General features: G+C 67.1%; 14 protein-coding genes. 2 read left to right on the top strand and 12 right to left on the bottom strand.

Features of this window, described 5'->3' with window-relative positions; translation table 11 throughout:
* Positions 1-21 precede the first annotated feature (21 nt).
* Both phnD and phnC read right to left on the bottom strand, forming a co-directional pair.
* A complete protein-coding gene (phnD, locus tag ACO07I_RS17585; protein ID WP_422009678.1) occupies positions 22-951 on the bottom strand; it encodes a phosphonate ABC transporter substrate-binding protein in 930 nt (309 codons plus the stop codon).
* Between the two features lie 38 nt (positions 952-989).
* On the bottom strand, positions 990-1,808 hold the full coding sequence (gene phnC / locus ACO07I_RS17580; protein ID WP_422009677.1) for a phosphonate ABC transporter ATP-binding protein: 819 nt from the start codon (positions 1,806-1,808) through the stop codon (positions 990-992).
* 154 nt (positions 1,809-1,962) lie between these two features.
* Here phnC and ACO07I_RS17575 point away from each other — a divergent pair, with 154 nt between their 5' ends.
* Positions 1,963-2,280: a hypothetical protein gene (locus tag ACO07I_RS17575; RefSeq protein ID WP_422009676.1), complete on the top strand. Its 318-nt coding sequence runs from the start codon at positions 1,963-1,965 to the stop codon at positions 2,278-2,280.
* On the opposite strand, the gene ACO07I_RS17570 is transcribed toward ACO07I_RS17575, so the two are convergent.
* From ACO07I_RS17570 to ACO07I_RS17535, 8 genes are all read right to left on the bottom strand, one after another.
* Entirely contained in the window at positions 2,261-2,632 is a 372-nt protein-coding gene (locus tag ACO07I_RS17570) for a hypothetical protein (protein WP_422009675.1), read from the bottom strand. The genes ACO07I_RS17575 and ACO07I_RS17570 overlap by 20 nt on opposite strands.
* A 47-nt stretch (positions 2,633-2,679) precedes the next feature.
* Entirely contained in the window at positions 2,680-3,696 is a 1,017-nt protein-coding gene (locus ACO07I_RS17565) for a 2OG-Fe(II) oxygenase family protein (protein ID WP_422009674.1), read from the bottom strand.
* Positions 3,697-3,881: 185 nt separating this feature from the next.
* Positions 3,882-4,580 carry a response regulator gene (locus tag ACO07I_RS17560; protein ID WP_422009673.1) on the bottom strand — a complete coding sequence of 233 codons (699 nt, stop codon included), beginning with the start codon at positions 4,578-4,580 and terminating at the stop codon, positions 3,882-3,884.
* 23 nt (positions 4,581-4,603) lie between these two features.
* Positions 4,604-4,876 (bottom strand): hypothetical protein, encoded by a 273-nt coding sequence (locus ACO07I_RS17555; RefSeq protein WP_422009672.1) that lies wholly within the window; start codon positions 4,874-4,876, stop codon positions 4,604-4,606.
* Positions 4,877-4,968: 92 nt separating this feature from the next.
* Positions 4,969-5,187, bottom strand: coding sequence for a hypothetical protein (locus ACO07I_RS17550; RefSeq protein WP_422009671.1), 219 nt, complete (start codon positions 5,185-5,187; stop codon positions 4,969-4,971).
* A gap of 81 nt (positions 5,188-5,268) precedes the next feature.
* Positions 5,269-6,663 (bottom strand): ATP-binding protein, encoded by a 1,395-nt coding sequence (locus ACO07I_RS17545; RefSeq protein ID WP_422009670.1) that lies wholly within the window; start codon positions 6,661-6,663, stop codon positions 5,269-5,271.
* A 17-nt stretch (positions 6,664-6,680) separates the two neighbouring features.
* Positions 6,681-7,340, bottom strand: a complete 660-nt coding sequence (locus ACO07I_RS17540; protein WP_422009669.1) for a rhomboid family intramembrane serine protease — start codon at positions 7,338-7,340, stop codon at positions 6,681-6,683.
* 29 nt (positions 7,341-7,369) lie between these two features.
* A complete protein-coding gene (locus ACO07I_RS17535; protein WP_422009668.1) occupies positions 7,370-8,626 on the bottom strand; it encodes an argininosuccinate synthase in 1,257 nt (418 codons plus the stop codon).
* Between the two features lie 108 nt (positions 8,627-8,734).
* Between ACO07I_RS17535 and ACO07I_RS17530 the strand changes: the two genes are divergently transcribed.
* Positions 8,735-9,763 (top strand): methyltransferase domain-containing protein, encoded by a 1,029-nt coding sequence (locus ACO07I_RS17530; RefSeq protein ID WP_422009667.1) that lies wholly within the window; start codon positions 8,735-8,737, stop codon positions 9,761-9,763.
* Here the strand turns inward: ACO07I_RS17530 and rlmN are convergent, their stop codons facing one another.
* Entirely contained in the window at positions 9,764-10,912 is a 1,149-nt protein-coding gene (gene rlmN, locus ACO07I_RS17525; RefSeq protein WP_422009666.1) for a 23S rRNA (adenine(2503)-C(2))-methyltransferase RlmN, read from the bottom strand.
* A 53-nt stretch (positions 10,913-10,965) separates the two neighbouring features.
* Positions 10,966-11,532, bottom strand: coding sequence for an RNA methyltransferase (locus tag ACO07I_RS17520; RefSeq protein ID WP_422009665.1), 567 nt, complete (start codon positions 11,530-11,532; stop codon positions 10,966-10,968).
* Positions 11,533-11,579: the final 47 nt, after the last annotated feature.

The raw sequence follows: 11,579 nt of genomic DNA, 5'->3' as shown, positions 1-11,579 counted from the left end.
CGAAAGCGAAGCCCGGCCCGATCAGCTCTTCTGCTTGCGGAGCTGGTCGATGAACTTGATGAGCTCGACCACGGGCTCATAGTACTTCGCGTCGACCACCTGGAAACCGCGATCCTTGCCGTCGGACAGCTTGTCGAACGCCGCCTTGGCCTTGGTCGGCGCTTCCATGAAGGCCGTGGTGATGGCGGCCTTCAGGTCGGGCGGCAGGCTGGCGAGATAGGCGAAGGGCGAATTGGGGATCAGGTCCGACTTGTAGATGATGCGGAAGTCCTCCTGCTTGGCCAGGCCTTTGGACGCCATGCGCGTCAGGTTGGAGTCGTTCTCGGCATTCCACCAGTTGGCGGCGACGTCGACCGTCTTCTGCTGCAGCGCGATCACCGCATTCTCGTGGCTGCCGGTGTAGGTCACGCGGCCGAAGAACGTCTCGGGATTGAGCTTGAGCTTGTTCAGCGCAAAGCGCGGGACATTGTTACCCGAGGTCGAGTTGGGATCGACGAGACCCAGGTTCTTGCCCTTGAGGTCGTCGATCGTCTTGTAGGGGCTGTCGGCGCGCACGTAGAAGACCGAGTAATAGCCGACCGTACCGTCGTTGTTCACGGTGGTGACGAAGGGCTCGACCTTGACGCCGGTCACGATGGCGCGCGCATAGGACGCCGGACCGTAGCCGGCGATGTGGATGCTGCCGTTGCGCTGGCCCTCGATGACGGCGGCATAGTCGTTGGCAACCCGCAGCGTCACCTTGGTCCCGAGCGTCTGGGACAGATACTCCACGAACGGACCGTAGCGCTCCGTCACGCCCGAGGCATTCTCGGCCGGGATGACGGCAAGGACGAGCTCGGGATAGGCGCTCTTCCAGGACTGGGCATGGGCAGCGCCGGCCAGTACGAATGAAGAGGCGGCGAGGGACGAGGCAGCGAGGGCAGCGCCGAGCGCGTGACGACGGGTGAGCATTGCTGTTCTCCTTGATGAAGCGAAACGTCGGGAAGGGATCAGGAGCCCGCGAGGGCAAAGCCCGGCTGGGCGCCGGCGGGCAGAGAAGCGGGGGACGGCAGGCCATGGCCCATCACGTCGCCGGCCTCGAGCCCGTAGAGCTCGCGCGACGTCGCCTCGGTGAGCGCGGCCGGCACGTCGTCGAACACGACACGGCCCGCCGCCATGCCGACCAGCCGGTCGCAGTAGGTCCGCGCGAGGTCGAGACTGTGGAGATTGCAGACCACGGTGATGCCGAGATGGCGATTGATGTGCTGCAGCGCGTCCATCACCACCTTGGTGTTGCGCGGATCCAGCGAGGCGATGGGCTCGTCGGCCAGCACGATGTCCGGCTCCTGCACGAGTGCCCGGGCAATCGCCACCCTCTGCTGCTGGCCACCGGACAGGGTCTCGGCGCGCTGGCCGGCCATCCGCGCCATGTCGAGGCTTTCGAGCGCGGACAGGGCCTGCGCCTTCTCCTCGTCGCTCCACAGCTTCAGCAGCGCACGGGCGGGCGGCATGTGGAAGGCCCGACCCATCATCACGTTGGTCATCACATCGAGACGGCCGGCAAGGTTGAACTGCTGGAAGATCATGGCGCAGCGGGCGCGCCAGGCGCGCAGCGGCCGGCCGCGGAGCGCGGTGACGTCGGTGTCGCCGAACAGGATGCGGCCCGAGGTCGGGTCGCCCAGGCGGTTGATCATGCGCAGGAGGGTCGACTTGCCGGCGCCGGAGCGGCCGATCACGCCCACCAGCTGGCCCGTCGGCACGACGAGCGAAACGCTGTCCACGGCCTTCTTGCCGCCAAAGCTCTTGGTAACGCCTTCCAGTCGAAGCATCCGGCCTCCCAGTCCCAACGGACGCTCGGTACCGGCCGCACGCTTCGCCCGCGCTACGCTTTGGTTACGGACATAAGACAGACAAGGGGAGGAGGCTGAACCCGGACCCCTCGTCGGGCGTTGCATGGAGAGGTGCAACACGGGGAAAGGCCGCGTGATCTACATCGTGGGATCGATTCTCGCCATCATGGCCGTCACCGGCGGGACCGCCTGGCTGGTCACGTCCCGCTGGCCCGGGAGGACGCGACGCTGGCAGGTCACCCTCGCGGCGCTCAGCTTTCCGCTCCTGTCCGTCCTGCTGTTCGTCGCGGCGGTCGTCGTCACGCTGCTCGACGCTCCCACCGTGCCCGAGCGCGGCACCGTGGGCATGGTGATCTTCTCGATGGTGTTCTTTCTCGTCTACGCGGTCGCGGCCGGCCTGGTGATCGGCATTCCGACCGCGATATTCGCCGTCAGGGCCCTGCGTCGCTAGAGAAGGTCGGGCGACCGGCGAGTGCGCGCGCGGGAGCATGCATCGCCCACTTGATCGACAGGTAGAGCCCAAGGCCGATCCCGAGCATCAGGCCACCCATCAGGAAGAAGCCTCCGGTCTCATCTCCTCGCGGGTAGAAACGCGCCGTGATCATGGCCGCGCCAATCACCGCCGCCATGAAGCCAGCGACATGAGCCAAGAACTGCCATCCGAATGCGCGGACGAACGCGTTGCGTTCGGCGGCGGTCACCAGGATCGGCGGCCCCTTGCGATCCCGCCGGTAGAGAAAGCCTCGCCGGTGCGGTTCGAACTGGGTGGCCATCGTCCACCCGAAGGCCTCGATGATGCTCATCGAGTCCAGAACGCAGCGCTCGCGGCATTCGTTCCGCAAGAGCAAGCTTACGATCGCCCGGGCCCCCGCGGCCCGAAGCCGGAGGCGGCCCCGCCCGCCGAAAGGAAGGTGAAGAGGCCAAAGCGGCGGCCGCGGGTGACCGGATTGACCTCGTGCAGCAGGGCGGATGAGAACACGACGGCGCAGCCGACCCCAGGCCGGTAGAGCTGGCGGCCGAATTCGGGGAAGCGCAGTTCGCCGCCTGCATACTCTTCACCCGGATTGAGATTGATGCTGACCGCGAACTGGCGATGCGCCGTCATGCGGCTCGTATTGTCGCGGTGGCGACGGAACCAGCCGCCGCTGGCCGCATCGTAGCAGCCGATACGGGGCGCTTCGATCACCGAAGTCTGGATATGCGAGGCCTGTGCGATCGCTGGCGCCACGCGGCGCACCAGCGCGTCGCGCACGCTGGTGAAGAGAGCCGGTTCGTCGAGATTGGTGTCGAGCCGGCGCTTGGTCTCGGTATCGACGATGTTGCCACCGTCCGACCCGACGATACTGGCGACCTTGTCGCGAGCAGACCAGTATTCGATCAGCCGCCGGCAAAGGTCGGCATCGAGCACGCGCTGGAGCAGCATGACCGGCGCGGCGGCTCGTACCACCACACTCTCCGTCGCACCATGGAGCTGCTCGACGAGATGGGCGACGTCGTCCGGCACCGGAGAAGGCGCGAGGGCAGCCACGCGGCCGGCGGCATCTACCACGATCGCGAGCGTCTCTCGAGCGCCGAACGCCCGCGCGAGTTCGCCGTCGCGATCCACGATGCACGACGCGTTCGCGTCGAGGCCGTCCAGCGGCCGGCGCGCCACGAAGCATAAGGTCGCCTCGCATCGTGCGAGGCGCGCCAACAGCCCAGCGATTCGCTCCTCGCACGGCGGCGGGCCAATCCAGTAGATGCGGGTGAACCCCGACACGGCGGCATCCCACGAATCGAAGAGAGCCCCCGTAGCCAGTGGCAGGGTTATGCGTGGCATCGGATCGCCGATGCCAAGGCCGGGAAGGCGATACGGCCTCTCGACCATCGCTACGTCCCAATTTCGACTCCGCGTCATGACGTCGTTACTCCCTCACGGGAATAAGAGCGCCGGAAGTTGAACCAAACCTTACGTCCCGGGTGGGAGGCAACTATGCAAGCAGCGCTCCATCGATCTGCACGCTGCACTATGACTGTCGAGCGACCATCAGACCTGCGACAGCGAGGACGGATTCAAGCCTGCGCCGTGGCCCTTGCCGCCATTCCGGGCTTCATCAGGTAGCCCACCCCGCGGATCGTATGAATCTCGACATCGGCACCGGCTTCCGCGAGCAGGCGACGCAGGCGATGGACATAGACTTCGATGGCATTGGACGAGTGGTCATGTTTGCCGCCGAAGACCACCGCATCGAGCACGTCATGTGCCAGTACCTTTCCGCCCCGCTTCAGGAAGACTTCCAGGAGCTCGGATTCCCGCGCCGGAATGGTGAACGTGTTCCCGCCGACCGTGGCGCGGCGGCTGCCGGCCTCGAAAGTCACGTTCCCCATGGCGAAGATCGGGGAGGGTATCTCCGGCGGGCGCTGCATGAGCGCCCGGAGGCGGGCAATCAGTTCGGCCATCGCGAAGGGCTTGATCATGTAGTCGCTGGCGCCCCTGTCCAGGCCGTTCACCCGGTCGCCCAGCGCACTTCGCGACGACAGGATGAGAACCGGCGTCGGATCGTGCCGCTTTCTCAACTGATCGAGCACGGCGAAGCCGTCGGCGTCGGGGAGGCCGAGATCGAGCACGATCGCCGAATACTGCACGGCCTGGACAGCGAGCCTCGCTTCGTCCGCGAGGCCCACGAAATCGACGTCCATGCCGGCACGCTTCAGCGCGTGGCCGATCAACCCTGCCAGCTCCCGGCTGTCTTCGATGATCAGCACGCGCATTGCCCGCTCCCTCCCCGGATCGATCAGCCTCGCGGCGGCAGGTCGATCCGCGCGTCCTTGAGCGCCTTCTCGACCCCCGCGATCCCGCTGGTATCGCCGGCCTTGCATTTCTCCACCGCAACGCGCGTATCCAGGCTCTGGGGCTGCCGGCCGCCCTTGGATGGCATGTCGAGATACTGGTCGTACTTGGCGGCCAACGCAGAGCAGTATGCCGCGTCCGGCGACTGGGCGAACGCGGCGACCGGCATCAGCGTCGCCACCACGATTGCGGACTTGAGCAACATCTTCCTGATCATCTGATCCTCCTTCGCTCTCGAAGAGCGCGACCATTGAAGGCGGGGACGGAGGCTCGATTTAGGCGGCCCGATGTCGAAGAGCTTACGACGCCCTACTTGTGGCCCAGCATCCGCAGCGCCTGCAGCATCGTCGGCGTCGGCATGCTGAGGGCGAGACTTTCGGGGGGCGCCGCCGCCGCCATCGCCCGGTAGGCCATGGCCAGTGCCTCGCCGTCCGCCAGGGATGGCCACGATTTCACGACGTCGAGACCGGCCCGGATCATCCGGGCGGTCACCACGATTTCGCTCGGTTCGCTTGCTTTGCATGTCATGGGGCGGACTCTCGCGGACTCAATCCCAAGAGTATGCGGCGGGTTCCTTACAACGCGCTTTCGCGACGACCTGCAGCGGGGTCAGGCCGGGTCCGAGGCCGGCAGGGTCACCGTGAAGGTCGAGCCTTTGCCGGGCACGCTCTGGATGTCGAGCCGGCCGCGATGCCGATTGACGACATGCTTGACGATGGCGAGGCCCAGGCCGGTGCCGCCGAGCTGGCGCGAGCGCGCCGTATCCACTCGGTAGAATCGCTCGGTGAGACGCGGCAGGTGGGCGGCCGGAATGCCGTCGCCCTCGTCCCGGACGGCGACCGCCACACGGTCCTTGCCGACGCGCCGAGCCTCGACCCGGACGGAGGTCTCGGGGCGCGCGTACTTCAGCGCGTTGTCGATCAGGTTCTGGAACACGATGATCAGCTCGTCATGGTCGCCGATGGCGCGCGGCAGATCGGGGGCCAGGTCGATTTCGATGCCGACCCTGCGCGAGGAGGCCTTGAGCTGCAGCAGGTCGAGCACCGAGCGCAGCACACCGCTGAGATCGACGGCGGCGGCCGGCTTCGCATGCTCGTGCTGCTCGATGCGCGACAGCATCAGCAGGTCGTCGACCAGTCGGCGCATGCGCTCGGCCTGTTCGGCCATGATGCCCAGGAAGCGCTCGCGGGCCGCCGTGTCCTCGCGCGCCGGGCCCCGCAGGGTCTCGATGAAGCCCGCCAGTCCCGCGATCGGCGTCTTGAGTTCGTGGCTGGCATTGGCCACGAAGTCGGCGCGCATGCGCTCGGCGCGACGCAGCGCCGTGGTGTCGTGCAGCACGATCAGCGCCAGCGAGCCGTCGGCGGCCGCCCGCGGCAGGCGCCGCAGATGGGCCACCATGTCGAGCTCCGGCGGCCCCGGCAGCACCAGGTCGACCACGCTCTGGTCGGGTCGCGCGAAATTACCGTCGGCGCCGGTTTCGAGCAGCGCATCGATCGCCGCCAGGAGCTGCGGCTGGCGCAGCACGGTCGAAACGTCGCGCTCGAAACCACCGGGACTGCCCAGCAGCAGGGCGGCCGCCAGATTGGTGCGCACGATGCGGCGCTGCCGGTCGAGACACACGAGCGGGTCGGGAAGACCATCGACGATCGTCTGGGCCGAGGCCGCGAGATTGTCGATCGAGGCGCGCTGGCGGCGCCAGCCGGTCGAGAGGGTGGCTGCCGCCGTCGCCAGTTCCTCTGTCGCCGGCGCGAAGGAAAGCCGCGGCATCACGGGCTGGCGCTCATCCGAGAGTTCGCCCACGAAGCGGGCAAAGCTCGCCAGCGAGCTGAGATAGCGCTGGACGAGGAGCATCGTCACCACGGCGATGCCCGCCATCGCCACCAGCGTGGCCCGGCCCGACAGCTCGCCGAGGCCGAACAGGAGGGCGAGCGCCCCCCACGACGGGGCCAGAGCCACGGCGTTGGCAACCAGAGTGCGACGCAGCGGGATCCCGTTGTCGGCCATCGACCGACTATAGCCGGTTAACTCGTTCGCGGTGCGAAGAAGCGTATGGCCGCGAGTCCGAACAGGAAGCCCGCGATATGCGCCACCCAGGCGACCGATTCACCGCCCGCGCCAGGTGTGCCCCCGAAGATGCCGAAGAAGACGTTGAGTGCGATCCAGATGCCGGCGACCGGCAGAAGTGACGTCAGGCTGCCGACATAGCGCATCAGCATCAGCACGGCCCCGAAGATGCCGCTGATGGCGCCCGACGCGCCGACCACCGGATCGGGCGACTCGGGATAGACCAGGATATGCACCAGTCCCGCAAAGGCGCCGCACACGAGGTAGAAGAGCACGAAGCGGCGCACGCCCAGCAGCCGCTCGACCGGCGCACCGAAGGCCGCGAGGGTCAGCATGTTGATGCCGAGATGCATCCAGCCGCCATGCAGGAACTGGTAGGTGATCGGCGCCACCAGCAGCGAGAAGAGATCCTGCCCGCTGTCGGTCGTGTAGGCGGCCGGCACCAGGCCGAACTGCAGGATGATCTCCTGGTCGGCCTGCTCGCCGAGAAGCTGGCGCAACACCTGAACGGCGACGTTGATGCCGATCAGCCACAGCACGGCGGGCGGCAGGTTGATCGCCCGCTCGCCCGTTCCGCGCCCGCCGGGGAGGCGGCGCTGGTCGTTGTCAAAAGGCATGCGCCGCTCCGGTCAGGTCGGGTGTCCGGTCAGGACTTGGGGCCGCCCTGGCCCAGCGCACGCAGGCGCAGCCTGAGCGCGTTCAGCTTGATGAAGCCTTCGGCGTCGCGCTGGTTGTAGGCGCCCTGGTCTTCCTCGAAGGTCACGTGCTGCATCGAGTAGAGCGAGACGGGCGACTTGCGGCCGACGACGGTCGTGTTGCCCTTGTAGAGCTTGAGCCGCACCGTGCCGGTCACGTTCTCCTGGCTCTTGTCGATCAGCGCCTGCAGCATCTCGCGCTCCGGCGAGTACCAGAAGCCGTAATAGATCAGCTCGGCGTATTTCGGCATCACCTCGTCCTTGAGGTGGCCGGCGCCCCGGTCGAGGGTGATCGATTCGATGCCGCGATGGGCGGCGTAGAGGATCGTGCCGCCCGGCGTCTCGTAGATGCCGCGGCTCTTCATGCCGACGAAGCGGTTCTCGACCAGGTCGAGACGGCCGATGCCGTTGGCCTTGCCCAGTTCGTTGAGTTTCGTGAGCAGGGTCGCGGGCGACATCTTCACGCCGTCGATGGCAACGGCGTCGCCCTTCTCGAACTCGATCTCGATGTAGGTCGCCTTGTCCGGCGCGCTCTCGGGCGAGATGGTGCGCTGATAGACCATCTCGTCGGCCTCTTCCCACGGATCTTCGAGGATCTTGCCCTCGCTGGAGGAGTGGAGAAGGTTGGCGTCGACCGAGAACGGCGCCTCGCCGCGCTTGTCCTTGGCGATGGGAATCTGGTGCTCCTCGGCGAATTCGAGCAGCTTGGTGCGCGAGGTCAGCTCCCACTCGCGCCACGGCGCGATCACCTTGATGTCGGGCTTCAGCGCATAATAGGAGAGTTCGAAGCGGACCTGGTCGTTGCCCTTGCCGGTGGCGCCGTGACAGACGGCGTCGGCGCCGGTCTTCAGCGCGAGGTCGATCTGGTGCTTGGAGATCAGCGGCCGCGCGATCGAGGTGCCGAGCAGGTACTGCCCTTCGTACAGCGCGTTGGCGCGGAACATCGGGAAGACGAAGTCCTTGACGAACTCTTCGCGCACGTCCTCGATGTAGATGTTCTCGGGCTTGATGCCGAGCAGCTCGGCCTTCTTGCGGGCCGGCGACAGTTCCTCGCCCTGGCCGAGGTCGGCGGTGAAGGTCACCACTTCGCAGCCATAGGCGGTCTGCAGCCACTTCAGGATGACCGAGGTGTCGAGGCCGCCGGAATAGGCCAGGACGACCTTCTTGATGTCGCCCTTCTTGTAGGGCCCGGTATAAGAAACGCTCATGCTGGCCGCTTTCATGTCGATTCGGTAAAGGCGCGCGGAATATAGCGGTCGACCCCACCGGGGCAAGGGCGCCGCAAAGAGGCTATAATCGGGGCGAGAATAGCATCCATGGTTTCCCCCCTCGACCGCCTCTCCTACGCCGCCCGCCAGACCGCCCGGGTCGCCTGGTATGCCGGCCACTATGCCGCCGGCCGCCGCCTGATGAAGCCCATGCCCAAGCCCGATTTTCCCGTCGGGCCGACGCCCGGCCGCGCCGAGCTGACCGCCGAGATGCGTGCCCTGTTCCAGCGCGAATGGCGGGACGTCGCCGCCGGCCTGTTTCCGGCCCCCCGCCTGCAGGGCCCCGAGCCGGCCGAGTTCCTGCGCCGCAGCCTGCTCTATTTTCGCGACCTGCCGCAGGTCGACGCACGCCGGCACGGCCAGCTCGACGACGAGATGCCGCCCGGCACCCAGGCCGACGGCCTGCCCGACTATTACCGCCAGAACTTCCACTTCCAGAGCGACGGCTGGCTGTCGGAGAATTCGGCCGCCCTGTACGACACGCAGGTCGAGGTCCTGTTCACCGGCGCCGCCGACGTCATGCGCCGCCGCGCCCTGGCGCCCATCGCCACCTGGCTGGCGGACCGGAACCAGCGTGAGGTCCGCGGTCTCGACGTCGCCTGCGGCACCGGCCGCCTGCTCGCCGCGGTGCATGGCGCCTGGCCGGGGATGAAGCTCACCGGCATCGACCTCAGCCGCCCCTATCTCGACGAGGCGCGCCGACTGATCGGCCGCACGGCGCGGGTCAAGCTCGAGGAAGCCGCGGCCGAGGCACTGCCCTTCGCTGAAGCGAGCCTCGACCTCGTCGTGTCCTCGTTCCTGCTGCACGAGCTGCCGAAGGAGATCCGCGCGAAGGCAATCGCCGAGATGGCGCGCGTCGTGAAGCCCGGCGGCCTGGTCGTGATCGTCGATTCCCTGCAGAAGGGCGACCGGCCCGATTGGGACGGCCTGCTCGACCTCTTCCCGCATTACTTCCACGAGCCGTATTACGCCGAATATACCGCCGGTCGTCTGGAAGAGTGGTTTGAGGGGGCCGGGCTGCGGCCCGTCTCGACGGAGAACGCCTTCCTGTCGAAGGTCGCGGCCTTCACGAAGTAGCTACAGCGCGACCTTCGCGCCGCGCTGGCGGAGGCTCGCGCTCTTCAGCTGGCCGCAGGCAGCAGAAATGTCGCGGCCGCGCGGCGTGCGCACGGGGGCGCTGAGGCCACCATCGTTCACGATCTCGGCGAAGCGATGGATGCGGTTGTTGGAACTGCACTCGTAGGGCGCGCCCGGCCACGGATTGAACGGGATCAGGTTCACCTTGGCATGGATCGGCTTCAGGATGCGCACCAGTTCGCGCGCGTCGGCGTCGCTGTCGTTGACGCCCTTCAGCATCGCGTATTCGAAGGTGATGCGGCGGCTGTTGCGCGCGCCGGGATAGTCGGCGCAGGCCTTCAGCAGTTCGGCGATCGGCCACTTCCTGTTGATCGGCACCAGCGTGTCGCGCACCTCGTCGGTGACGGCGTGCAGCGAGACCGCGAGATTGACGTCGAGCGCCTCGCCCACCTTCGGGATCATCGGCACGACGCCAGAGGTCGAGAGCGTGATGCGGCGGCGGCTGAGCGCGATTCCCTGGTCGTCCATGACGATCTTCAGCGCCGCGGCGACATTGTCGAAATTGTAGAGCGGTTCGCCCATGCCCATCATGACGATGTTGCTGAGCATGCGCTGTGCATCGGCGGTCGGCGTCGGCCATTCGCCGTAGCTGTCGCGCGCCACCATGAACTGGCCGACGATTTCATCCGGCGTGAGGTTGCGCACCAGCGGCTGGGTCCCGGTGTGGCAGAAGGTGCAGGTGAGCGTGCAGCCGACCTGGCTCGACACACAGACCGAGCCGCGGTCGGTCTCCGGGATGTTGACCGTCTCGGCCTCGTTGCCGTCGGCGAAGCGCAGCAGCCATTTGCGGGTGCCGTCGACCGAACGCTGCTCGGTCACGATCGAGGGCCGCTCGATCACGAACTGGTCGGCGAGGCGATCGCGCGCCTTCTTGGCGATGTTTGTCATGCGCCCGAAGTCGGTGACGCCGTGCCAGTAGATCCACTGCCAGATCTGGGCGGCGCGGAACGGCTCCAGCCCGGCCTCGGCCAGCGCCGTCTTGAGCCCGTCGCGCGACAGGCCGATCAGATTGCGGCGCAGATCGTTACGGCCGTGCGCGGCGGCGCCGGGCTCGAGGATCTGCAGCGGTTCGGTGGGCAGGACGGACATGGAGCGCCCGAGATAGTCGCCGCCCCCCCTCCGCGCAACCGCGGCGGCGTAAACTATTGTTTTGCCTGCTCTTTTTTTCGCTGCCTCAGCCGCTCCTTGCGCTTGTAGAGCGGTTCGCCGAACACCGGCACTTCGAGCGCCTCGGTCGGGGGCCCCTCGCCGACCGGCCGCGGCGCATGCCGGCCGAGGCTGATCAGCCGGTCGTACATGACCAGGGCGCCGGCCGTGCCGAGATTGACCGAGAAGCGCGTCGGGATTTTCACCACGTAGTCGCACAGCGACTGAACGCCGGGCGACAGACCCTCCCGCTCGGAGCCCAGGATATAGGCGCACTGGCGGGGATGCCGGAAACTCGGCAGCTCGATCGCATCGTCTGTGATCTCGATGCCGACCACCCGGCAGCCCAGCGGCAGGCGGAAGCTTTCGAGATCGGCGAACCGGTAGGTCGGGACCGACAGCGGCGTGTCCGACGTGTCGGCCAGCGCGCCGGCGCGCGCGTCGTACTGCGCGCGGAGGGTGAAGACGAACGAGGCGCCGAACGCGTGGGCCGTCCGGAACAAGGTGCCGACATTCATCGACTTGCTCGGACCTTCGATACCGATGCCGAAATAGCCTTTCATGGCCCTTCGATTTGTTGCAGTAATGATTGGCAGGGGTTGCCACCCAC

The organism is Reyranella sp. (assembly GCF_965227665.1).
In the GTDB taxonomy this organism is placed as follows: Bacteria; Pseudomonadota; Alphaproteobacteria; order Reyranellales; family Reyranellaceae; genus Reyranella.
Note: the sequence above shows the minus strand (reverse complement) of the source record. Positions and strands in the feature narration are given on the sequence as shown.

What these genes read in the sequence shown, in the direction of transcription:
- phnC (WP_422009677.1), bottom strand. Translation starts at nt 1,808, where the DNA reads ATGCTTCGACTGGAAGGCGTTACCAAGAGCTTTGGCGGCAAGAAGGCC.
- ACO07I_RS17555 (WP_422009672.1), bottom strand. Translation starts at nt 4,876, where the DNA reads ATGATCAGGAAGATGTTGCTCAAGTCCGCAATCGTGGTGGCGACGCTG.
- ACO07I_RS17570 (WP_422009675.1), bottom strand. Translation starts at nt 2,632, where the DNA reads ATGAGCATCATCGAGGCCTTCGGGTGGACGATGGCCACCCAGTTCGAA.
- ACO07I_RS17550 (WP_422009671.1), bottom strand. Translation starts at nt 5,187, where the DNA reads ATGACATGCAAAGCAAGCGAACCGAGCGAAATCGTGGTGACCGCCCGG.
- ACO07I_RS17540 (WP_422009669.1), bottom strand. Translation starts at nt 7,340, where the DNA reads ATGCCTTTTGACAACGACCAGCGCCGCCTCCCCGGCGGGCGCGGAACG.
- ACO07I_RS17530 (WP_422009667.1), top strand. Translation starts at nt 8,735, where the DNA reads ATGGTTTCCCCCCTCGACCGCCTCTCCTACGCCGCCCGCCAGACCGCC.
- ACO07I_RS17520 (WP_422009665.1), bottom strand. Translation starts at nt 11,532, where the DNA reads ATGAAAGGCTATTTCGGCATCGGTATCGAAGGTCCGAGCAAGTCGATG.
- ACO07I_RS17545 (WP_422009670.1), bottom strand. Translation starts at nt 6,663, where the DNA reads ATGGCCGACAACGGGATCCCGCTGCGTCGCACTCTGGTTGCCAACGCC.
- phnD (WP_422009678.1), bottom strand. Translation starts at nt 951, where the DNA reads ATGCTCACCCGTCGTCACGCGCTCGGCGCTGCCCTCGCTGCCTCGTCC.
- ACO07I_RS17560 (WP_422009673.1), bottom strand. Translation starts at nt 4,580, where the DNA reads ATGCGCGTGCTGATCATCGAAGACAGCCGGGAGCTGGCAGGGTTGATC.
- ACO07I_RS17565 (WP_422009674.1), bottom strand. Translation starts at nt 3,696, where the DNA reads ATGGTCGAGAGGCCGTATCGCCTTCCCGGCCTTGGCATCGGCGATCCG.
- ACO07I_RS17535 (WP_422009668.1), bottom strand. Translation starts at nt 8,626, where the DNA reads ATGAGCGTTTCTTATACCGGGCCCTACAAGAAGGGCGACATCAAGAAG.
- rlmN (WP_422009666.1), bottom strand. Translation starts at nt 10,912, where the DNA reads ATGTCCGTCCTGCCCACCGAACCGCTGCAGATCCTCGAGCCCGGCGCC.